This window comes from Crossiella cryophila (assembly GCF_014204915.1).
GTDB lineage: Bacteria > Actinomycetota > Actinomycetes > Mycobacteriales > Pseudonocardiaceae > Crossiella > Crossiella cryophila.
In genome coordinates, this window is record NZ_JACHMH010000001.1 from 1,221,089 (window position 1) to 1,244,817 (window position 23,729).

At 71.1% G+C, this 23,729-nt stretch carries 12 protein-coding genes; 5 read left to right on the forward strand and 7 right to left on the reverse strand.

Going from position 1 to position 23,729, the window contains the following annotated elements:
* Positions 1–55 precede the first annotated feature (55 nt).
* Complete coding sequence (locus HNR67_RS05800; protein WP_185001076.1) at positions 56–2,005, forward strand: multicopper oxidase family protein; 1,950 nt, start codon at positions 56–58, stop codon at positions 2,003–2,005.
* Here the strand turns inward: HNR67_RS05800 and HNR67_RS05805 are convergent, their stop codons facing one another.
* From HNR67_RS05805 to HNR67_RS05820, 4 genes are all read right to left on the reverse strand, one after another.
* Positions 2,006–3,700, reverse strand: coding sequence for an amidohydrolase (locus HNR67_RS05805; RefSeq protein ID WP_221489784.1), 1,695 nt, complete (start codon positions 3,698–3,700; stop codon positions 2,006–2,008). It abuts the gene before it with no gap.
* Positions 3,701–3,774: 74 nt separating this feature from the next.
* Entirely contained in the window at positions 3,775–4,437 is a 663-nt protein-coding gene (locus HNR67_RS05810; RefSeq protein WP_185001077.1) for a response regulator transcription factor, read from the reverse strand.
* Positions 4,422–5,858: a sensor histidine kinase gene (locus HNR67_RS05815; RefSeq protein ID WP_246492466.1), complete on the reverse strand. Its 1,437-nt coding sequence runs from the start codon at positions 5,856–5,858 to the stop codon at positions 4,422–4,424. Before HNR67_RS05815 ends, HNR67_RS05810 begins: the two co-directional genes overlap by 16 nt.
* Entirely contained in the window at positions 5,851–6,117 is a 267-nt protein-coding gene (locus HNR67_RS05820; protein ID WP_185001079.1) for a hypothetical protein, read from the reverse strand. Before HNR67_RS05820 ends, HNR67_RS05815 begins: the two co-directional genes overlap by 8 nt.
* 109 nt (positions 6,118–6,226) lie before the next feature.
* Here HNR67_RS05820 and HNR67_RS05825 point away from each other — a divergent pair, with 109 nt between their 5' ends.
* The 4 genes from HNR67_RS05825 to HNR67_RS05840 all read left to right on the forward strand — a co-directional run bounded on the left by HNR67_RS05825 (position 6,227) and on the right by HNR67_RS05840 (position 17,137).
* A complete protein-coding gene (locus HNR67_RS05825) occupies positions 6,227–7,624 on the forward strand; it encodes a hypothetical protein (RefSeq protein ID WP_185001080.1) in 1,398 nt (465 codons plus the stop codon).
* On the forward strand, positions 7,621–9,528 hold the full coding sequence (locus HNR67_RS05830; RefSeq protein ID WP_185001081.1) for a glycosyltransferase: 1,908 nt from the start codon (positions 7,621–7,623) through the stop codon (positions 9,526–9,528). The genes HNR67_RS05825 and HNR67_RS05830 overlap by 4 nt, the downstream gene beginning before the upstream one ends.
* Before the next feature lie 231 nt (positions 9,529–9,759).
* Positions 9,760–16,896 (forward strand): PA14 domain-containing protein, encoded by a 7,137-nt coding sequence (locus tag HNR67_RS05835; RefSeq protein ID WP_185001082.1) that lies wholly within the window; start codon positions 9,760–9,762, stop codon positions 16,894–16,896.
* Positions 16,897–16,906: 10 nt separating this feature from the next.
* Positions 16,907–17,137 (forward strand): hypothetical protein, encoded by a 231-nt coding sequence (locus HNR67_RS05840; protein ID WP_185001083.1) that lies wholly within the window; start codon positions 16,907–16,909, stop codon positions 17,135–17,137.
* 77 nt (positions 17,138–17,214) lie between these two features.
* On the opposite strand, the gene HNR67_RS46120 is transcribed toward HNR67_RS05840, so the two are convergent.
* From HNR67_RS46120 to HNR67_RS05855, 3 genes are read right to left on the reverse strand one after another with little or no spacing between them, the layout of a single operon-like run.
* Positions 17,215–20,631, reverse strand: coding sequence for a glycosyltransferase (locus tag HNR67_RS46120; RefSeq protein WP_185001084.1), 3,417 nt, complete (start codon positions 20,629–20,631; stop codon positions 17,215–17,217).
* 4 nt (positions 20,632–20,635) lie between these two features.
* Positions 20,636–22,357, reverse strand: coding sequence for a DUF2079 domain-containing protein (locus tag HNR67_RS05850; protein ID WP_185001085.1), 1,722 nt, complete (start codon positions 22,355–22,357; stop codon positions 20,636–20,638).
* A 22-nt stretch (positions 22,358–22,379) separates the two neighbouring features.
* Positions 22,380–23,627, reverse strand: a complete 1,248-nt coding sequence (locus HNR67_RS05855) for a hypothetical protein (protein WP_185001086.1) — start codon at positions 23,625–23,627, stop codon at positions 22,380–22,382.
* Positions 23,628–23,729 lie beyond the last annotated feature (102 nt).

Genomic DNA, 23,729 nt, shown 5'->3' on the forward strand with positions numbered 1-23,729 from the left:
AGTGTCGCTCCCAGGCCGACGATTTCCGCTGGTCAGATGCCCACCATCAAGCATCGTGTACGCCTTGGGATTCCTGCTCGAGATGACCACCTCACTGCTGCTGTTGCCGCCGCTGCTGCTGTGGGCCCGCGCCGTGCGCAGGCTCCCGGACGCGCGGAACTGGCACCGGGCAGCCCGCGCGGCCCGCCGCCGCTACTACTACGTGCTCGCGCTGCTGGTGCTGAAACTGCTGCCCGCGGCCCTGCTGCTCGGCCACGGACTGGCCTTCGGCATCCGCCCACTGCGCACCCTGGTCCTGCTCGGCGTGCCGCTGATCATGGCGGCCCGCAGCACGCTGCCCGCGCTCAACCGGGCGATCCGCGCGGTCGAACCCACCCCGGAGCTGCGGCTCGCGGTCACCGCACCCGCCGTGGTGCTGCCCGCCCGGCTGGCCGCGGTCAGCGGGGGACTGCTGGTGGTGCTGAACCTGGTGGTGCAGGAGACGATCACGCTCTGGCTTGCCGGACTGGTGTTCGCGCTGGTCGCACTGGTGGTGGTGATCGACGTCAACCAGCGGCACCGGCGGCTGACCGGACAGGTCGGCACCATCCGCTGGTCCCCGTGGGCCCGGCTGGCCGCCCCGCTGGTGCTGGTGGTCGCGGCGGCGGGCTGTGGTGCGGTGGGCAGCACCATGTCCGCCTTCCCGGACCGGCTGTCCATGAACGCGCACGGCCACCACGGCGCGAGCACCGGCCCCACCCGCAGCGTCAAGGACCTCATCGGCGGGCCGTATACCGGACCGGTGCGGAAGTTCACCGTGGTCGCCGACGAAACCCGCATCCCGCTGGCCTCCGGGCAGCTCGTCGACGCCTGGACCTTCGGCGGCACCCTGCCCGGCCTGCCACTGCGGGTGCGGCAGGGCGAGACCATCGAGCTGAAGCTGGTCAACCGGCTCGAAGCCACCCCGACCACCATCCACTGGCACGGCGTGGACGTGCCCAACGCGATGGACGGCGTCGCCGGGGTCACCCAGGACGCGGTCCAGCCCGGCGGCGAGTTCACCTACCGCTTCCGCGCGGAGAAACCCGGCACCTACTGGTACCACTCGCACCAGGTGGCCAACGAGCAGGTCACCCGCGGTCTGTTCGGCGCACTGGTGATCGAACCCGCGGCCGGGCCGGTCGCCGAGATCGACGAGACCCTGCTGGTGCACAACTGGAACGACCGCCTGGACGTGCGCAAGGCCGAGCCCGGCCGCCGGGTGCGGCTGCGCGTGGTCAACGCCAACTCCGGCACCGAACGCCTCACCTTCGCCGGCGCCCCGTTCCGGGTGGCCGCGGTGGACGGCCAGGACCTCAACGAACCCGGCGAGATCCGCGATCGCTCCATCACCCTCGGCGGTGGCGGCCGCGCCGACCTGGACTTCACCATGCCGGCGCACCCGGTGCGCATCGGCGGTCCAGGCACCCGCAGCGCACTGGTGCTCAGCCCGGACGGAGTGTCCACAGTGGAACAGCCACGGCACGCGCCGGAACTGGACCTGAACGCCTACGGCAAGCCCAAGACCACCCCGTTCGGCCCGGATTCGGCCTACACCAAGCACTTCACCGTCGACCTCGACCAGGGCATGGGCTTCCACGCCGGTCGCCTCGGCCTGCTGTGGACGGTGGACGGCCGGGTGTTCCCGGACGCGCCGATGCTGATGGTCCGCGAGGGCGACCTGGTCCGGATGACCTTCCGCAACAAGGGCATGAACGACCACCCCATGCACCTGCACGGCCACCACGTGCTCGCGCTCAGCCGCGACGGGACGCCGTTCACCGGCAGCCCGCTGTGGCTGGACACCGTGCTGGTGCGCCCCGGCGAGACCTGGGAGGTCGCGTTCAGGGCGGACAACCCCGGCATCTGGATGGACCACTGCCACGACCTGCTGCACGCCAGCAACGGGATGACCCTGCACCTGGGCTACGAGGGCGTGCGCACCCCGTTCACCGTGGGCAGCGCCACCGGCAACAAGCCGGAGTAGCTAGATGCCGGGCCGCAGCTCCGGCCCGGTGCTGCCGAGTTGCTCGGTGGACACCACGGGCGGCGGCGGCCAGGTGACCCCGGACGGCGGCCACTGCTGGCCGGTGGCCCGGAGGAAGTCGGCGGGCGGCTCGTACAGCGGCGGCTGGGTGCCGTCGGGGATCAGGCTCTTCCAGTTGGCCCCGGCGGTGCGCTCCTCGAACTCCTTGCGGATGGCCGCCAGCACCTCGGGCTGGGTCAACAGGTCCACGGCCGTGGCAGCCAGGTACTTCGCCGCGGACAGCAGTCCCTTGTGCGCGATCCCGGTGGCCGCGGCCGAGGTCACGGCCCAGTTGTGGTGCGGGATGCCGGGCGGGAAGGTCGCGGCGAGCACGGTGACCTTGGGCGTGCGCCAGGAGACGTCGGCGGCGTCGGTGGAGGGTCCGCCAAGGAACGCCGCGGGCGGCGGGGTCAGCGGCACCAGCTGGGTCGGCAGTCCGACCTCGGGCCGGCCCAGCGATTTCTGCAACGCCCGCGCGAGCCGCTGGTCCTCCACGGAGAACTGCGGCGGGCCGATCTTGCGCATGTTCTCGTCGGCCAGCTCGGCTGCGGCCTTGTTGCCGAGGGAGTTCCAGGTGGCGGCGTGGAAGCGGTGCACCAGCCGGGTCTGGCTGGCCTTGGCGGCGGCCTCCGCGGCGGCCACGATCTTGTCGTAGAGCACGGTGAGCCGGGCCGGGCTGCCCTCGCGGACGAAGAACCAGATCGAGCACATGTCCGGGGTGACGTTGGGCGCCCCACCACCGTTGATGATCGCGTAGTGGAACCGCCCGGACGGCGCGACGTTCTTCTCCCGCAGGTACTCGGTCATGGTGGCCATGAGCAGCGCGCCGTCCAGCCCGCTCTTGTTGCCCAGCGGTGAGCCGCCGTGCCCGGCCGCGCCGAGGAAGGTGAAGGTGGCCGAGGCCAGCGCGGAGGTGGTGTTCCAGGTGGCCAGGGTGGCGGCGAAGGGGTGCCAGTCCAGGTAGGCGTCCAGGCCCTCATACGCCCCGGCCTTGACCGCGAACGGCTTGCCGACCAGCTGTTCCTCCCCGGTGGACCCGAACACCTTGAGCGTGCCCGGCAGCCCGTGCCGCTCCATGGCGTGCCGCACCGCGATGGCGGCCCCGGTGGCGCCCGCGCCCAGGGCGTTGTGCGCGTCCCCGTGCCCGGCGCCGTAGGTCGGCCCGTAGGCGTCGTGGTTGTAGACCAGCGGATCGTGCGTGCCCGCGCCGCGCTGCTGGGACAGGCCGGGCAGCGCGCCGTACTCCACGTTGAACCCGAGCACCGGCTTGCCGGCGCCGTAGGTGGCGGTGAACGCGGCCGGAAACCCACCGGTGCCCCACTCGATGCGGAACCCGTTGCGCCGCAACAGCTCAGCGGTGGCCTGCGCGGACCGCCACTCCCGCAACGACAGTTCGGCGAACCCCCACACCTCGTCACTGAGCCTGGTGATCGACTCCGCGTTGCCGTCGATCCAGGCGAGCGCGGCATCCTTGGCCGCCGAGTCCTTGGCCAGCCCGCTGGGCGCCCGGTACTGCCCTGGCGACACCCCGTTGGCCTCGTCATAGGCCAGCGTGGCCGCCAGCACCGGATCGGCCGCCCGCATCGCCGCGACCCCGGCACCGGCACTCAACCCGAAGAGCTGCAACACCCGCCGCCGCCCAAGTTCATGATCCACCGCCCCATCGTTCCCGCCAGGGCGGCCCGAAGCCAGGCACCAGGGGACACGAAACCCGTCCCCCGCGGCACCGGCTAGTCGCCCAGCCGGTAACCCATGCCACGCACGGTGTGCACGCACTCCGCGCCGAGCTTGCGGCGCAGCGCGCGCACGTACACATCCACCACGTTCGAGCCCGGATCGAAGTCGTAACCCCACACGTGGGAGAGGATCTGCTCGCGGGTGAGCACCTGCCCCGGATGCCGCAGGAACAGCTCCAGCAGCGAGAACTCCCGCGCGGTGAGGTCCACCGTCCGGCCCTGGATCTGTGCCCGCCGGGTGCGCAGGTCCAGTGAAAGCTCGTCCTGACGCAACACGGTGACCTCCGGCGCCCGCTCCGGGGCGCGCAACCGCAACCGCACCCTGGCCAGCAACTCCTCGAACCGGAATGGCTTGGTCATGTAGTCATCGGCGCCACCCTCCAGCCCGGCCACGGTGTCGTGCACCGAGTCCCGCGCGGTCAGGATGATCACCGGCGTGGTCACCCGCGCCTGCCGCAACGCGTGCAGCACCGCGAACCCGTCCCGGCCGGGCAATCCGAGGTCGAGCACCACCAGGTCGAAGTCCCCGGTCAGCGCGTAGTCCAGCGCGGTGTTCCCGTCGGCGACCGTGCTGGTGCTGAACCCGTTGGCCCGCAACCCCTTCTCCACGAACGAGGCGATCCGCTGCTCGTCCTCGGCAATCAGGATCCGCCCCACGACGCCTCCCCATCCACTGCCACCAACGGCAGTTCGACACCGAAGGTCGCCCCCGACCCCGGTTCGGACAACACCCGCACCACCCCGTGATGCGCCTCCGCGATCACCTTCACGATCGCCAGGCCCAGCCCGGCGCCACTGCGGTCACCACGTCCAGAACTACCCCGCGCGAACCGATCGAAAATCGCCGCCCGGTCCGCCTCGGCGATACCCGGCCCCGAATCGGTGACCCAGAACGACACGTTCTCCCCGTGCACCGCCGACCCAAGCCGGATCTCGTCACCGTCCGCGGTGTGCTGCACCGCGTTCTGCGCCAGCTGCACCACCGCCTGGGTGACCCGGTGCGCGTCCAGCACCACCTCGTCCTCGGCCATCGACTCCAGCACCCAGCGCCGCGGCGCCAGCGCCCGCACCTTGGCGTCGATATCGCTGGTCAGCTCGGGCAGCGAGACCGGGGCCGGCCGCAGGAAGTCCGGCCGCTCCGCCTTGGCCAGCAGCAACAGGTCCTGCACGATCCGGTTCATCCGGTCCAGCTCATCGGTGCACAACCGCACCACCTCGGCCCGCTCCCGCGGATCATCACCCATCAGCTCCAGATGCCCGGACACGATCGTGATCGGTGTCCGCAACTCGTGACTGGCATCGTCGAGGAACTGCCGCTGTGTCCGGAACGCCTGATCAAGCCGGTCCAGCATGGCGTTGAACTGCTCGGCCAGCGCCGCGATGTCGTCCTTGCCGTGCACCGGGATCCGCCGGGTCAGGTCATGCTCGGTGATCGCCGCCGCGGCCTGCCGCACCGTCCGGATCGGCGCCAGGATCCGCCCGGCCACCACCCAGGACACCCCGGCCGCCAGCAGGAACCCGATCACCGAGACCAGCAGCAGCAACCGGATGGTCTGATCAGCCCCGGCCCGCACGGCGTCCACGAAGAACGCGGTGATGAACGCGGCCCGGTGCGGTCCGGCCGCGGTCAGTTTCACCTTGGCCCAGCGCAGCTCACCGGCGGCGGTCGGCGCGGACCCGAAACTCTCCGGCGAGTCCACGATCCCGCGCAGCAGGGCGTCGTCCGCGGCCAGGTCCACCGGCGTCTCGCCCCGCCGGGTCGACAGCACGGTCCCGTCGTCCTTGACCACCACCCCGAGGTGCACCTCATTGGGCTCGGGGTACTGGTTGTTGTGCAGATGCGCCTCGAGCAGCCGGTTCCCGTCGGTGATCGTCCGGCCGGGCCGCGGATCCCGCCCGAGCCTGGCGAACTCGACGAACTCGTTGGTCTCCTGCTCCAGCCCCCGGTTCACCCGGTTCTCCACATCGGAGGTCAGCAGCCGCCACACCACGACCACCACCACGGCGAGCACCAGTGCCATGAACGCGAGCAACCAGCCCATGATCCGTACCCGCGCGGGCAACCCGGGCCTAGCCATCGTCGTCATCGTCATCGTCGTCGTCATCCGGGGGTGGCGGCGGCACCACACTCGTCCGTGGCGGCGGTGGCTGGGGCGTCGGTGGTCCCGAGGTCGGCGGCGGCTGGGGCGAGGGCGGCAGATAGGCAGGCACGCTCACCGACACCTCAGGCTGGATCTTCGGTGGCTGCACGCCACCCACCAGCGTGAACACCGCCAGCGCCGCGCCGGCCACCGCGGCAGCCACCGCAGCGGCCACCCCGATCCCCGACCACCTCATGCCACCACCCTCTCCCACGCCCCCGAGGCGCAGATGAGCCGCAGATGAGGAAGTCTTCATCCAGCCGTCGCACCCCGCCACCGCAGGCGACTCGGTTAAAGTGCGGGACGTGCAGGAGCCCACGTCGCCAACGATCGGTGCGCTTGCGGTGTGGAGCAGCTCCGACCTCCCGGGGCTCGGCGACCAACTGCTGCCCCGGCTCACCGAGTTCCACCTGTCCACCCGGCTGCCCGACTGGCGGATCTCCTTCCACGCCCCCTTCGGCTGGACCCGCCCGCTGCGCACCGACGGCGGACTGGTGGCCGAACCGCTCGGCGAGTACCGGCCGCGCCGCGTCTCCGCGCTGGCCGCCGCCGACCTCACCGTGATCACCCCGGCCTTCCCGCTCGGCGCCGACCTGACCGGCTTCTACGGTGGCCCGGTGCCAGGCGCCGAGTTCTTCACCCACGCCCTCGGCGAGCACCCGGTGCTGGTCAGCGCGGTGCGCGTGGCGGAGAAGCCCAGTGCGCAACTGGTCTCGGCCTTCGCCGGACAGCCCTACCCCTCGGTGCGGGACATCCGGTCCAGGGACCGGCTCGCCGACGCCGGGCTGCAATGGGACGTGGCCGTGGTGCCGCATCCGGCGCTGCTGGCCGACAGCCTGGTCAGCCCGGGTGCGCTGGCCACCCGCCAGGGTGATCTGCGCAAGCTGCGCATCCTGCCCGCTGAGGGCAGCTACCTGGTCCTGCAACTCACCCCCGACCTGGCAGGCGAGCTGGCCACGCTGCCGGCGGTGCTGGAGAAGATCCAGGACTTCCTGGCCATCGAGCACATCGTGCTGCTGCCCACCGGCCCGGACGCCCCCGCCCTCGACGGCCACCTGCTGCCTGCCGACCTGGTCCTGGAGGACCGGATCGCGGTACTGGCCGGGGCGAGCCTGGTGGTCGCCGCCGACGAGCACGCCGCCGCGGCCGCGGCCGGTCTGGACCGCCGCTGGGTGCTGCTGGACCCCACCGGCGAACAGCGCTGGCCGGTGCTGGAGTTCGGCGCCACCAAGCAGATCGCGGACCGGGCGAACAAGCTGCTGGACGCGGTGCACGCCGCGCTCAAACCGGTGGCCTCCCGGCGGCAGGCGGTGATCGAGCACTTCGACGCCATCGCCGAGGCCGCCCAGCGCGCCGCCTCCGGCCGGGCGCCGACCCGCGACCTGACCGCGGAGAACCGCGCGCTGCGCGCGGCCAACGCCGCCCTGCGGGAACGGATGTTCATCGAACGCCAGCGCCTGGTCGAACAGCTCGCCGCCGGCTGGCAGGACAGCGAGCCGGACGCGGACCTGGAGTCGCTGCGCGCCGAACTCGCCGAGGAACGCAGGCTGCACGGCGAACTCGCCGAGCGGCACCGCGCGCTGGCCGCCGAGATCGACCGGCTCGCCGCGGACAGCACGGAACTGGCCGCACTGCGCAACACCAAACTCATGCGCTGGGCCCAGCCGGCCAGGGACGCCTACGGAAAGCTCCGCAAGCCGTGACCGCCATCCCCAGGGTCACCTTCGTGCTGGTCAGCTACAACGGCAAGGACATGCTGACCAGCTGCCTGGCCACCCTCGCCGAGCACACCCCAGGCCCGTACGAGGTCGTGGTGGTCGACAGCGCCTCCCCGGACGGCACCGGCGAATGGCTGGAAGCCAACCTCACCGGCGCGACCGTGCTGCGAATGCCGGAGAACCTGGGCTTCGGCGCGGGCTGCAACCTGGGCGTCCAGCACGCCCGCACCGAACTGATCTGCTTCCTCAACGCCGACGTCGAGGTCACCCCCGGCTGGTTCGAGCCGCTGCTCGCCCGCCTGGACGCCACCCCGGAGGCCGCCGCGGTCGGCTCGGTGCTGGTCTTCCCGGACGGCCGCCTGCAGGAGGCGGGCAGCGTCATCGGCGGCGACGGCTGGAGCCGCGGCTGGGGCGACGGCGACGCGGACCTCTCCCCGCTCTACCCACGCTCGGCCGACTACTCCTCGGCCGCCTGCCTGCTCATGCGGCGGCGTGCGTTCTGGGAGACCGGCGGGTTCTCCCCCGAGTTCCACATCGCCTACTTCGAGGACACCGACCTCCAGTTCCACCTGCGCTCGCTGGGCTGGCAGATCTGGGTCGAACCCGCCTCCCAGGTCCGGCACATCCGGCACGGCAGCAGCACCACCCCACGCGCGATCGAGCTGTCCAACATAAACCACGAGGTCTTCGTCCGCCGCTGGCCGGAAGCCCTGGCCAAACGCCCGCCAGCGGTCGGCGTGCACGAACACCCGCACCGCCTGTGGTGGCTACGCGACCAGCAAGCCCCCTACCGGGTCCTGCTCACCGCCGACCAGGTCCCCGACCCCACCCAGGGCCAAGGCGCCCAACGAGCCTGGGCGGTCATCCAGTACTGGCGCCAGGCCAACCCGGAAGCCGCCATCACCGTCCTGGCCACCCACGGCGAGGCCACCGCACTGCGCGCCACCGGCGTCGAAGTGTCCATCGTGGACAACCCCACCGCCTGGGGCCGCGACCGAGCCGGACTCTATGACGTCATCGTCGCCCTCGGCGCCCGCGGTTTCCCGCTGGCCGAAGCGGTCTCCCGCACCCAACCGCAGGCAGTCCGGCTGCTCGATACCCAGACCTTCCTGCACCGCGAGGCCGAACGCCGCTTTTCCACACTGCCCGACGCCGCAGCCCGCCGCCGCTGCGCCACCGAGGCGGCTGCCTGGCGCGAGGCCGAACACAAGGCCCTGACCTGGGCCGAACTCGCCACCGTCGGCAGCCCGGCCGAACTTGACTGGGCCACCCGCTTCGCCCCTGCGGCCAACCTGCACGTGGCTCCGTACCCGGTGCGGATCACCCCGGCGCCGGCCGGCCCGGACCGCCGCGAGGGCCTGCTCTTCCACGGCGCCTTCGCCACCGCCCCCACCTCCAACGAGGTGGCCGCCCGAACCCTGATCGACGAGGTCCTGCCCCTGCTGGACGGCCCCCACCTGCGCGTGATCGGTGCACATGCCCCGGACACCCTGCGCGCACCCGGCGTCGACGTCATTGGCTGGGTCCCCGACCCCGCCCCCTACCTGCGCACGGCCCGAGTCCTGGTCAACCCGGCCCGCAGCGGCGCGGGCGTGCAGACCAAACTGCTGGACGCGATCGCGCACGGCCTGCCGTTCGTCACCACTTCCCTTGGATCCGAGGGCATCCCGCTCGGCGACCTGCGCGCGGACCTGGTCGCCGACACCCCGGCCGAGATCGCCGAACTGACCCAGCGCCTGCTCGACGACGACGCCAGGTGGACCCGGATCCAGGTCGCCCTGCTTGACCTGGCCGCCACCCACCTGTCCGAAGAGCACTTCCACACCGCGATGGCCGCCGTCCTCATCCACTGCGGCATCGCCCCGCCCACGGCGGCCTACGCGCGCTGATCGACTCGAACGACAAGATCGTTACGTGACGTAGTCGGTCAGATATACCTCTCTGGTCGCTGGCGCGATGACTCGTCGCCGAGTCAAAATTCCGCCGTTTGTTTCGTCAGCCGCGTGCTGCCTGGGGGGCTCGCACTAGTTGTAGGGGGGAACGCGTTGACACGCGTGCCTTTACTTCGTCGTGCTCGCAGACAAGTAGTCCGAACGATCGCCGTGGTGGTCGCCGCCGCCATGACGGTGTCCATTACGCAGGCCGTCGCGGTCGCCGAGCCTGAGCAGCAGGCCACGGCGCCGCGTCGGGGCACTGCCGCCGACCTGCCACTGCCGGACAACAAGCCCGGTGAACTGCTCAAACCGGAAAATCCCAAGGGCGACTTCGGTCAGCCCGGCCGGGCCCCGGCCCGCAGCCCGAAACCGATCGACCCGCCACGGCCGGAGCGCACCGGCTTTGTCGAGGGCAAATCGGTGCTGGTCGAGCGGTTGCCCACCGGAAACGTCTACCGCAACCCGGATGGCACCAGGACCGCGAAGATGTTCCAGGACGTGGTCAACGTCAAGGACGACCGCGGCCAGCTGGTCGAGGTCCAGACCGACCTGGAACGCAAGAACGGCAAGCTGGAACCCAAGGCCACCCTGGCCGACGTCCAGCTCCCCGAGCAGGTAGGCGCGGGCGCCGACCTCCGGGTCACCGCCCAGGACGGCGCCACCGCCGCGCTGGAACCCGTTGACCTGGCCATCCGCCCCGCCACCGTGTCCGGCGGCACCGCCAAGTACGCCGGCGTCCAACCCGACGTGGACCTCCAGGTCCGCATCCTGCCCCGCGGCTTCAAACACGACGTGGTGCTGCACCGGGTCCCGCAGGCCACCGAATGGCGCTACCGCCTCAAACCGGAGGGCAACCTCACTCCGGTCGCCGAAGAGGGCGGCGCGATCGCCCTCAAGGACCCCGACGGAAAGGTCCGCCTGACCGTCCCGGCCCCCGTCGCCTGGGACTCCGCCATCAACCCGGCCTCCGGCGACCCCGCCTACGGCCCAGCCACCCAACGCCTGGAACGCGACTCCCAGGGCTGGCTGCTGGTGCTCTCGGTGGACCGCAAATGGTTGACCGATAAGGCCCGCGAGTTCCCGGTGACGGTCGACCCCGGCGTGACCACGCCCGCGGTCGCCGAGGACGCCTATGTCAGCGACCAGTTCCCGACCACCAACTACGACCAGAGCTGCGGCGATGAGCGTGGCTGTGTGAACAAGGTCGGGTTCTGGCCGGGCGCCGGTCTCAACGAGACCTACGTCAAGTACGACCTGGGCCCCGCCCGTGGCAAGCAGATCATCAGTTCCACCTGGCACGGGTACTGGGCCTGGACGAACAAGCCGCAGGCCACCCCGTTCTGGCTGCGCAGCGTGGACTGCGGCTGGAACGCCCGCAACATCACCTGGAACAACAAGGCCTGCGTCGGTGGTGCGGTCCAGCAGGCCGCCGCGCAGGGCGGCGCCTGGACCGACGTCGACATCAGCGGCTGGATGAAGGAGTACGCAGCGGGCCGGTGGAACTGGAATGGTTTCCGCCTGGACACCAACGGCGACCGGAATCCGGACCTGTGGAAGAAGCTGGCCGCGGCCGAGGCGCCAGCGCAGGCCAAGTCGCACCTGACCATCCACTACAACGACTGGCCGCAGGTCGCCGAGATCACCGGCCCGTCGCCGGTGAACGGCCAGGAGTACCGGACCCGCGAGTTCCGCTTCGGCGTGCAGATCGGCGACCCGAACAACGACAAGCTGTACGGTCAGGTGCTGATCTCCGAGGACCCGAACGTGGTCCCGACCGCCTTCGACTCCGACACCATCGAACGTCCTGGCGGCGAGCGCAAGGCCGAGTTCGGCAAGACCTTCAAGCTGGACTGGAACAAGACCTACTACTGGCAGGTCGCCTTCCGGGACGACTGGTCGGAGTGGGTCTGGTCACCGGTGTGGAACTTCCGCACGGCCAACCGCATCCCCGCGGTACCCGGCCAGGCCGCTCCCGGTGAGCGAGCGGTGGTCTCGATCAAGTCGCCGGAGCTGAAGGTGACTCCGGTCACCGATCCGGACGGCGAAGGCGTGCAGTACCAGTTCGCCGTCGGCACCGGTGGTTCGGCCCGCGCGGGCATGGTCGCGGTTTCCGGCTGGCTCGACAGTCCACAGTGGACCATTCCGCCGGGTGTCCTCAAGGACGGCGTCACCTACCACTGGACGGTGCGGGCCAGGGACTCGGTGTCCCAGCAGGAGACCAGGGATGCGCCGTCCCGGCCGATGAAGGTGGACATGCGACTCGGCGCCCAGGGCCCGATCGCCGGTGACACCCTCGGCCCGTTGACGGTGAGCCTGGCCACCGGCAACGTGATCACCAGCCTGAGCACCCCGGACCTGACCACCGTGGGCGGACCGATCTCGGTCAAGATGACCTACAACTCGCAGGCCTCCGACGACGCGGGCCTGGTCGGCTCGTACTACACCGGGGACAGCGAGGAGGGCATCAAGGACACCGAGACGCCGGTTCTGGTGCGCACCGACCCCCAGGTCTCCTACAACTGGGGCGAGGGTTCTCCGTACGAGCCGGTGATCGCCAAGGACGGGTTCCGGATCCGTTGGCAGGGCTTCGTGCGCGTGCCCACCACCGGGGACTACTCCTTCGGCGGCGTGCACGACGACGGCCTGCGGGTCTGGGTGAACAACCAGCAGGTCTACAACGAGTGGAAGCAGTGGATGCAGCCGGGCGATGCACCCAAGCTGGGATCCGCCCTCCGGCTCGAGGCGGGCAAGCCGTACCCGATCAAGGTCGAGTACCGGGACTGGAACCACACCGGTCTGGTGCACCTGTGGGCCAAGGGCGCTGGGGACCCGGTGCCGGTTCCCGCGTCCTGGCTTACCCCGACCGCCTCGGCGTTGCCGCCGGGCTGGTCGCTGTCGGCGGACGTGGACGGCCAGGGCCAGAGCTACACCAAGGCCACGCTGACAGAGTCCGGCGTGACCTTGACCGACACCGACGGCGGATCGCACTCCTACGAGCGCACCTCCGACGGCGGTTACCGCCCGCCCGCCGGTGAGTACGGCGTGCTGTCCAGGGACAACGAGGGCAAGCTGACCCTGATCGACTCGGGCGGCACGGTCTACGTGTTCAACGCCTCGGGCGGCCTCGAGTCGGTGACCTCGCCCAGCGACATCCGCAAGCCGGCCGCGGCCCGGATGGAGTGGCGCTCGGTGGACCCGGGCAACCCGATCCCGCGGCTGAAGAAGATCATCGACCCGGTCTCCGGCCGGTTCGTCGAACTCTTCTACGGCGGTGAATCCGGTTGCGCCCCACCGGATGGCGCCGATCCGGTGCCACCGGGTTACCTGTGCACGGTCCGGCTGCCCGACGGCGCGGCCAGCCACCTCTACTACCGGGGCGGCAAGCTGACCCGGCTGAAGAACCCTGGCGATGAGCTGACCGACCTGAGCTACACCGACACGCACCTGCTGACCGCGATGCGGACGCCGCAGGTCCTCGACTGGGTGCTGGCCGACATCGACCGGCGCAACACCCACGAGAGCACCTTCGTCGCGGAATACCAGGAGGGCACGCGGAGCGCGAAGGCACTGCTCGGGCCCGAACCCAGCGGGTTCAAGCAGACCCCGCCCAAACGACCGCACCACCGGTTCGGCTTCGGCGCGGACTTCACCGAGGTCTTCATCGACGGCACCTCGCCAGCCACGGACAAGGCTCGCAAGGTCATCCGGGACAGCGGCGGCCGTACAGTGACCGATATCGACGCGGCTGGCAAGCAGACCCGGCACGAGTGGGCCGAGGACGACAAGCAACTCTCCAGCACCGATGCCGCTGGCCGCAAGTCGACCTGGGTCTACGACGCCAAGGGCAACCCGATCGAGCAGTACGGCCCGGCCCCGGAGAAGTGCTTCGGCGCCGATCGCCGTCCACTCAGCCCGGCGCCAGCTGGCTGCGAGAAGGTGCCTGGCAAGCGCACCAGCTACGACGAGGGGTTCAAGGGACTCTCCAGCGCGTGGTGGAACAACGCCGCCATGTCCAGCGGGGCCAGTGCCTACTCGACCACCGAGCCCAACGGTGACTGGACCACGAAGGCCCCGACCGAGGGGCTGACCGCGGCGGGCACCTACTCGGCCCGGATGTCGGGCGTGGTCCAGGTGGACACCGCGGGCCGGTACACCTTCGGCACCCACGAGGACGATGCCGCGGACGGGCTGCGGGTCTATGTCGACGACGAACTGGTCGTGGACCGTACCTACTCGCCGTCGGTGGTCGAGTCCCGGCCGCTGGCGTACTGGCGGCTGGGCGATGGCAACGACGACCTGCTGGATGCCTCCGGCAACGGCCGCAACGGCCGGTACGAAGGCGACGTGCTCAAGCAGGAGACGGGCGCGCTGCCCAACGACATCAGCCGCAGCGTGCTCTTCCGCGGTGGCACCGGCCGGGCCCAGGTGCCCGACAGTGATGCGCTGGACATCACCGGTCCACTGACCCTGGAGGCGTGGATCCGGCCGCTGAACAACGAACCCGGCGGTGGCTGGCACGACCTGATCAGCAAGTACGCCGCGGACAGCGGAACCCCGTACGAGCTGGTGGTCACCCCGGAGATGCAGGTCGAGTTCCGGCAGGGCGGCACTGGTTCGCTGCAGTCGCTGAAGTCCACCGGCGGCCTGCGCACCAACAGGTGGAACCACGTCGCGGTCACCAGGGACGCCTCGAACAAGGTGATCTTCTACCTCAACGGGTCCAAGTCCGGTGAGGGCACCATCGCCAAGTCGGGCGAGCCCAACCCGCTCCCGCTCACGCTGGGCCGCCGCAATGTCGGCGGCACCGCGCAGAGCTGGCTGGACGAGGTCGCCGTGTACGACCGGGTGCTGGCGGAGAAGGACATCGCCAAGCACGTGGGCGCGGCAGGCCGGGTCGACGAACCGGACCAGTCCGTCGAGCTGTCCGCTGGCCCGCACCGGATCCGGGTGGACTACCTGCAGCAGCAGCGTTCGGGCAACCAGTTCCGGGGCGACTCCAAGGTCAACCTGATGTGGCGGCGCGGCGACGCGGCGCTCACCCCGGTGCCTGCGGACAAACTGACCCCGGACTACGGCCAGGACACCGCCACGGTGGAGGCGGAGTCCGACGGCGTACCGGATCGGCGCACCACCACCGATCGGGCAGGCGGCGGGCTTGACCTGGCCTACGGCCTGGAGGGCACCGTCACCAAGCACACCAGCGACGGCGGGCTGACTTCCGGCACCGAGTACGAGAAGCCGGGCGCCGGATTCCTGCGCCGAGTCGCCAGGAGCATGCCCTCCGGCGCGAAGACCACCTACGGCTACTACGGCAACACCGAGACCAGGGACAACCCCTGCACCCCCGAGGCAGATCCGGCCCCGCAGGCCGGACTCGCGAAGGTGGTGACCTTCCCGCAGCCCGCCTCCGGGGCAGCTCGGACGGACGAGCAGGTCTACGACGCCCGCGGCCGGGTGGTGGCCAGGGCCACGGGTGGCTCCTGGACGTGCACCAGATACGACGCCCGGGGCCGGGTCACCGAGGTCAAGTTCGCGGGCAACGCCACCGCGGGCGAGCGGACCGTCCGGCACGACCACGCCGTGAACGGGGACCCGCTGGTCTCCTCGGTCTCCGACCTGCACGGCACCATCACCACCACCGAGGACCTGGTGGGCCGGACCGTCGCCTACGTCGACGCACAGGGTGTGCGGACCGAGACCGACTACGACCGGGCGGGCAAGGTGGCCTCGGAGAAGGTGATCCCACCGAACCCGGCCGACCCGCCGCAGATCACCACCTACGGCTACGACAACGCCGGTCGGGCCGTCACGGTTAAGCTTGGTGACGTCCAGCTGAGCGAGATCACCTACGACGCGGCAGGCGAACTCGGTTCGGTCAGCTACGCCAACGGCGCCAAGCTGGCCGCGATCGGCAAGGACGGGGCGGGCAGGCCGACCTCGCTCACCTGGCGGCTCGGCGACGGCCGTGAGGTGGTCAGCACGGTCAGCCGGACCAGGGCGGGCACGGTCGTCGACGAATCCCTCGGCGGCGCGGACGCCCGGCCAAACGGCCCGAACTACTCCTACGACGGAGCGGGCAGGCTGACCGAGGCATGGGTGGCTGGACACCAGTACACCTATGACTTCACCAGCACCGCGGCCGCTGGTTGCCCGACCGGCACCCAGTCCAACGCGGGCCGGAACACCAACCGGGTCCGGTTGCTCGACAAGACCGCGGCAGGCACGGCCGAGACCGGCTACTGCTACGACGCGGCGGACCGCCTGCTGTCCACCACCGGCGCCAACGCGGTGTCCGGGATCAAGTACGACGTGGCGGGCAACACCACCGAGTACACCGCCGGCGGGGCGCCCACCTACCTGGGCTGGGACGCCGCAGGCCGCAACCTGACCGCCCGCACCACCGGGTCCGACCCGGCCGACGTGGCCTACCTGCGCGATGCCGAGAACCGGATCATCCGCCGGGACGCCACCAAGGGCGACCAGACCACGCTGGTGCTCTACGGCCACACCAGTGGCAACGACACCAGCGATGTGGCCATCAGCCAGGACAAGCGCCTGGTGTCCAGGTCGATCGTGCTGCCGGGCGGGGTACTGCACACCGTGCCGGGCAGCGGCCAGGACAAGCCCGCGGCCTGGGACCACCCCACGATCCGCGGCGACATCGCGGCCACCTCCGGCCCTGACGGCAAGCTGGTCGGCGAACTCCGCACCTACACGCCCTCCGGCGAGCCGGTGAAGCCCAACGGAGCGATCGACCCGGACCACGTGCCCGACAACCAGCCGGGCGCGATGGACTACGGCTGGCTCGGCCAGCACCAGCGACCGTATGAACACGCCGGCGCGCTGTCCCTGGTGCAGATGGGCGCTCGCCCGTACTCACCGCTGCTGGGCCGCTTCCTGGCGGTCGACCCGCTGGAGGGAGGAGCGGCCAACGACTACGACTACGCGGCCGCCGACTCCATCAACAAGCAGGATCTCAACGGCCAGTTCATCGGTCCGCTGCTCGGACTCGCGGCTCGCTATGTCATCCGACCCGCGGCCAACCTGCTGGTGCGGCATGTCGTGAAGCCCGCGTTCAACTGGGCGAAGGACAAGGCGGTGCCGTGGGTCGGACGGCAGCTGAAGAGAGCATTCTCGCCTGTGCAGAGAACGTTGTCGGGTATTAGAAAGAAGCCGGGGAGGTTCGTCTACACCTGTTTCGTTTCCATCGTTCTCGCCGTCGTTCCTCTGTATGTCAGCGGCGCCAGGATCTGGCTGGGTGTGCTGACGGGGGTGCTCACCTGCCTCATCAAGGACGCCCCCCGAGACGCCTGGCCTAGATAGGGAAGATCCAGTGGCTGTTGAGGAGGGCTTCGTCTCCTGGCTGGTGCGTGACAGGTGGGCCAGGAGAGTGTTCTACATCCCGGTGATTCCGGCGCTGGTCCTGGCGGTTGCCTATCTCTTGTTCGGCTGGCCGCCGGGATACTTCGCCGTAGCCTGGATCTTGATATCGATTTCGGATCTTGCGCTGAGGTACCTCGACTGGCGAAAGATCAAGCGAGGCGGACCGCCGCCCTGGCAATAGAAACTGATCAGCAGTTCAAGATGGTGGGGGCATGTCCCGGAACCCCGGGGCGTGCCCCCACCGCTGTTCGGAACTGGTCAGTCCAGCGGTGGCACGGTCCGTTCCGGCATCCGCCGCCGCGCCCGCCGCAACGCATGCCAGCGCAGCGCCGCGGTCAGGAAGTACCGCTCCGTCCCACCGGTCTCCGGCCGCTTCCCGTTCCGCGCGGCCAGCTCCACCAGCACCGACAACTGCCGCTCCACCCCGGCCAGCTTCACCAGCTCACCGCGATCGGCCGCACCCAGCTGATCCCCGTTGCGCGCCAGCAACACCGAGGCGAACTGGGCGATCCGCCGCAGCTCGTGCTCGACGACGTGCTCCAGCTCCTCGCGCCGCCGCGGGGTCAGCCGCCGGTCGATGCCCAGGCTCAGCTCGGCCAGTCCCACCGGTCCCGGCAGGCCGGAGGTCCACCACGGCAGCATCCACCCGGTGACGTTCTCCCCGTGCTGCCGGTAGGACTGCAACGGACGGTCCACAAAGGACAGTGCGCCGACCGACAACGCCGTCGCCGCGATCCACTGGTCGTGATACGCCGTCGGTGTGCCAGGCGGGAACGGCAACACCCGCTCGCGCACCAGGTCCGCCCGCACCAGCGAGGCCGCGCCGGTCACCGTGTTCAGCATCAGCAGCGCGTCCAGTTCGCTCCACTGGTTGCGCCGCTTGCCCCAGGAGGTCTTGGCGATCAGCTTGCCGTCGTCGTCGATCAGCCGCATATCGCAGTAGACGAGCTGCACCTTGGGGTCGGCCAGCCGCTCCAGCTGCACCGCGAGCTTGTCCGGATCCCACACATCGTCCTGGTCGGACAGCGCGATCGCGTCCGCGTCCAACGGCGCCAGCCGCAACGCGCGCTCGAAGTTGCGGTAGAAGCCCACGTTCCGTTCGTGCTCGACCACCACGAACCGCGGATCCCCGTCGGTCAGTTCGGCCAGCACACTCCGTGCCGCCGGATCCGTGCCGTCATCGGAGATCACGCACACCCAGTTGTCGTGGGTCTGCTTCCGGATCGAGTCCAGCTGCTCGGCCAGGAACCGCCGCTCCGGGTGGTAGGTCGCCAGGCAGATCGCCACCCGCGGACCCGACCCCGGCCACTCCACCCGCACCGGCCGGATGCCCACCTCGGCCCTGGTCCGCAGGCTCGGCAACGCCCGGTGCAACCGGGTGCCGTCGCTGAGGTCGACGATCAGTTCCAGCGGCAGGTCGTGCCTAGTCGGCCCGGCAGGCAACGGAATCCGTGCCCGGAACCCACTGCCCTCCGGCACGTGCCAGCCGGCCGCGCCCAGCTCCTGCCGCACCACCGGCCGGTGGTAGCCCAGGTTCGCCGGGACCATCCGCCCATCGGCCTTGATCCACACCGCCCGCACCGGCAGGTCCGCGTGCACCGCCCAGCCGGCCAGATCCACCACCTGACCACGCCCGATGTGCACCGGTTCGCCCGGCACGTCCACCGCGAACCGCAGCCCGGCCTCCCGCGCCGCGCCCTCGCGCACCCGCAATCGCCTGGCCAGCAACGGGGTCAGCGCGGGCGCGTACCGGCTGGCCCGCCGCAACACGCTGTCCGGCTCCGCCCCGCCCCGGCCCAGCAGCAGATCCCGCATGCCCCTTGCCGCCCGCGCGGCCGGCCACACGTACCGGTGCCCGGCCCGCACCAGCGAGGACCCCTCCAGCGCGTCCAGCCGCGCCCGGGTCCTGGCCAGCCGGTCCCGCAGCTGCTGACTGGCGCTGGCCTGCCCGGCCGCGTCCGCCCGAGCCGCGTCCACCTCCGAGCGCACCTGCTCGAAATCCGCGGTCGCCTCGGCCAGCCCGGCGAACGCGCTGCCCACCCGGTTGTCCAGTTCGACCAGCTCGTCCTGGGTGCGCGCGAGTTCCTGCCGCAGTGACTCCCGCTCGGCGTCCGCGGCCCGCAACGCCTCCTCGGCCGCCTGGTGCTCCTTGGTCAGCTCCGCCCGCAGCTCCTCGGCCTGCGCCTTCGCCTGGGTCAGCTCGGCCTGCCGGTGCGCGATCTGCTGACGCAGCGCCTCCACATCGGTCCACAGCGAGCGGGCGGTCTTCTCCGCCTGCTCCTTGGCCGCCAGCGCCCGGCCCACCTCGCCAAGCCCCGGCGGCAACTCCCACACCCGTGGTCTGCCCGGCAGCACCGCATCGGCTTCCAGCGTCGCCAGCACCCGATCCCGCGGCGCCCCCGACACCAGCTCCTGCAACGAGGCCTCGGCCGAGGTCAGCTCGACCCACCGCTGCCGCGCCGGACCACCCAGTCCGCACAGATCAGCCAGCCGGAACAACAACTTCTGCAGATTCGTCTCGGCGGGCCACGGATGCGGCGCGCCGGAATCCCGCAGCTCCCTGGCGAACTCGCGCAGCCCGCGCAACAACGCCAGTTCCGCGTCCACCCCCGACCCGGCCTCCCACTCCAGGTCGATCCGGCGCACCTCCCGGTCCGGCCCCAGCACCAGGTTCCCCGGGTGCACGTCCAGACAGTCCGGCGGCAGCACCGGCACGCCGACCCGGCCAGGCAGGAACGGATGCCGCAGGTCCTCGGCGGTCAGCGGTCGAGCCTGGGCCAGACAGGTCCGGCACCACAGGCCCAGCAGCCCACCGGCCCGGTCCAGATCACCGGCGGCGAGCGCGTCCAGCAACTCGGTGTCCAGACACCGACCCGGCAGCCACGGCTCGGCCGGAACCACCCGCTGCCGCAGCCAGCCCTCGGTGTTGTCGGTGCCCTCGATCGTCTCCAGCACCAGGTCCGCGCTCAACCGGCGGGCCCGCTGCCAGCGCGGCTGCCTGCTCGAGTTCACCAGCCAGGCCAGCCCCGGCCCGGTCACCCTGGCCACCGCCTCCGGCGTCCGCCCGGCCACCACCAGGAAGGCAGGCGCCACCGCCGCCGCGAAACCCTCGGCCAGCGCCAACTGGTGCAACCGCCGCCCCGGCGCCGCCGCCAGCTGCTCGTCCGCGGCGCCCAGCAACGGATCCCGCACCAGCTTGTCGACCAGCTCCAGCCGGTCCGCCCGCTCGAACACCGCGCCGTCCACCAGCACCCGCGGCCGCACGTGGTCCGGGTAGCACAGCAACCAGCGCTGCGCGGTCAGCCCGGCCCCCTCCAGCAGCCCGGTCAGCACCCGGCGACTCCAGGTCCGCGGCCCCGGCCTGCCCGGGTAGTCCGCCGCGCCCAGCCACATCCGCTCCCGCACCGGATCGGCCTTGCCCAGCAACTGCCCCAGCCCGAGCTGGTTGTGCACCGCCAGCACCAGCACGCCATCGGCCGCCAGCTGCCCGGTCACCTGGCCGAGCAGCCCGGCCGGATCCGCGGTGTGCTCCAGCGATCCATCCAGCAACGCCAGGTCGAACGGCCCGCCCTCGGTCAGCCCCTCCGGACCGACCTGCACCAGCCGCGCCTCCGCGGTGGTCCGGACCGGCGCGAGCAGCCCGCGCCACAGCATCTCCTGCTCAGGGGCAGCCACCAGCTCAGCCCTTTCTCGCGACCGCGGCGACCCGGTACAGCTCTCCGCCCGAACGAACCACCACGCTCGGCGCGGTCGACCCCGGGGTGGCCACCGCGCTGAAACCCGCGTTCATCTCGTCGATCCGCAACTGCTGGGCGAGATCGCGCCGGGTCAGCCCGGCCACCCCGCCGCCGACCACGGTGCCTGCCTGATCCAGCACCAGCACGCAGTCCGGGGCCTGGTTGCGCACCAGCGCCCAGCCGGTGATCTCCGCGTCGCCCCGCACCGGACCGGTGTCCACATGCCCGGTGTTCGGCCCGGGATCGCCGGGCTGGGCCAGGTCCTTCACCGTGCTCAGATCGACCTTGTCCCCGAGTTCGCGCCCGGCCCCACAACCCAGCGAGAAGTCACTGTTGAACGGATACACACCAAGGGCCAGCGCGGCCGGGCGCACCTCGGGCTTCACCCGCAGCCGGGCCAGCTGCGCGGTCGCGTTGACCCGCAGCGCCACCGCGGCCACCTCCTGGTTCGGGTACAGCCGACGCTGGATGCCGGCCTGACCGTTGCCCAGCACCCAGGTCACCGCGCTGAGCACCAGCACCCCGGCCACCACCGTGTTCGCCGGAATCCGGGACCGGCGCAGCACGATCAGCACCACCAGCGCGGCGGTGGCCAGCGCGGCGAAGGCCGCGTACCGGCCGCTCATGCCGACCCCGACCCCGAACTGGGTCCGCGAGTAGGCCACCATCGCCGCCCCGGCCAGCACGAAGATCCCCAGCCCGGAGAACCCGGCCGCGGCAGGCGAGACCGACCGGCCAAGACCGCGATCCCGGATGAGCGCCACGGTCAGCGCGAGCACACCGGCCGCGGTGAACGCGCCCATCCCGACGGCCAGATCCTCCACCCTGGCCGACCAGAGCTGGCCGACCGTGCTGGCGACCGTGGCCAGGTAGTCATCCGCGTCCAGCCTGCCGGCGGAGATCCGCTCCCTGGTCACGGTGACCGCCCACACCGCGACCACGGCCGCGCCCACGACCAGTGGCCAGACCACCCGGCGGGCCTTGTCGCCGCGCAGCCAGGCGATCAACGCGATGGCAGGCCACACACCGAACCCGGTGGCGTGGCACACGCAGGCGAGCACGCCGAAACCGAAGGACAGCCACGGCCTGCCCCGCTGCGCGCACAGCAGCGCCAGCGCCGAGCTGAGCAGCACCGGGAACCAGCTGATCCCGCTCATGCCCTGGCCGAACAGCTCGGTCGCGGTGGTGGAGAAGACCAGGAAGACAAACCCGACGGTCAGCGCGGTGCGGGTGAGCACGCCCAGTTCCCTCGGCAGCATCCGGTTGAGCACCACGACCAGCCCGCCTGCCAGCACCAGGGCCAGCAGGCCGAGGGTGTGGTTGGACCCGCCGAGGAACCGGGCGTCCAGCCAGAACAGGAACTGCGGCACGAACATCGGGTGCTCGTGGTGGTAGCCCAGCAGCGCGCGCGGGATCAGCGTCCCGTCGTCGTTGGTGAGCCTGCTGAGCACCGTCCAGTAGTCGATGAAGTGCAGTCGCGGCGACCGCAGCACCTCGACCACCGACGCGGCGACCGGCAACAGGCCGATCAGCCCGACCAGCACCGCCGGCCAGGAGATCCGGCGCAGCCACGCCGGCGCCTCGATGTCGATCGAGGCGATCGGCGTGAAGCCACCCCGGACCTGTGGCGTGTCCTTGTCCGGCACACCTGCCTGCTCGCTCAAAACTGTCCTCAGAGGCCGCCGGTCAGTTGCCGAACTTGGCCGCGGCGGTGGTCACCAGGCGGTGCGCCTCGGCGAGCAGCGCCTTGTCCCGGTCCGGTCCCTCCGGCGGCACCGGGATCTGCGCCACGTTGGCCCGGAACACCCGGTTGCCGGAGATCCAGGTCACCCGGTAGATGGCCCGGTCCTTGTCGAAGACCTGCAGCACGGTCGCGGAGCTGGGCAGATCGCCGATCTGACCGGGCACCAGGCCCTCGTCGGTCTTGGCGAAGTTCACCAGCTTCTCGGCCAGTTCCTTGGCCGCCGCGGCGTCCTTGGTGCTGAGGATGAAGGTCGAGTAGCGGAACTTGCCGTCGCCGCTGCCCTTGTAGACGATCTCGCTCGGCGCGGCCGACTCGATCACGCCGACCTCCGGCGCGGCCAGCAGTTCGGCGCCGCGGAGCTGCTCCGGCGTCATCGTGCCGTTCTTCGCGTCCTGCGCGCCGGGTGGATTCGGCAGCGCCTCGAACGGCTTCTGCGAGGTCGTCGTGGTCGGCGCGACGGTGGAGGTGTTCGAGGTGGCGGTGTTGCTCGGGTCGCCACCGGTGTTGCGGAAGCCGAAGAACCACACCGCCCCACCGACCAGTGCCAGCACCACCACGATGCCGATGATCGGCAGCACCTTGGAGGACTTGCCAGAGGGCGCGCCGAACACCTCCGGCCCCTGCCGGATCCACGCCTCGTTGCCGGCGGGCGGCAGCGGCGGCAGATCACCGGCGCCACCCCAGGGCGGAGCCGCGTTGGACTCATCGCCCCACGGGGTCTGCGGCTGCTGCTGCGGAGGCTGCTGCTGGTGCTGCGGGAACGGCTGCGGCGGCGGGGGGAACCCGCTCGGCGGCGAGGCCGGGAAACCGGGGTGCTGCTGCTGGGGCGGCGGCGGGAAGCCCGGCTGCCCACCGGCGTTCGGCACCACCTGGGTGCGGTCGGCATCGCCGGCGGGGGGCTGCTGCGGCTGCCAGCCGCGCACCACCTGGGTCGCCTCCGCACCGCTGTTGGTCACCACCTGGGTGGCCTCCGGGTTCCCCGGCGGCGGGGTGTTGTCCCGGATCGGCTGCATCACCTGGGTGCTGTCGATGCTCTGCTGCTGACCACCCGGTGGGGTGAAGGAGGGTGAGCCACCCGCCCCGGCTGCCGCCGACAGCAACTCATCGCGGCGAGCGCGGTACTCCTCGGCGGAGATCAGGCCGGCGGCCAGACCCTCGTCGAGCTTGCGGAGCTCGTCATGCCAGGTCACCCTGGCACCCCCTTCCACTGGGTAAAGAAGACGCGGCATATTGTGCCGATGCCATCGTCAGTGGTGTATGCCGCTGCCAAGTCGTGACCCTGTGCCCACCGG

What these genes read in the sequence shown, in the direction of transcription:
- HNR67_RS05835 (WP_185001082.1), top strand. Translation starts at nt 9,760, where the DNA reads ATGACGGTGTCCATTACGCAGGCCGTCGCGGTCGCCGAGCCTGAGCAG.
- HNR67_RS05815 (WP_246492466.1), bottom strand. Translation starts at nt 5,858, where the DNA reads ATGGCTAGGCCCGGGTTGCCCGCGCGGGTACGGATCATGGGCTGGTTG.
- HNR67_RS05820 (WP_185001079.1), bottom strand. Translation starts at nt 6,117, where the DNA reads ATGAGGTGGTCGGGGATCGGGGTGGCCGCTGCGGTGGCTGCCGCGGTG.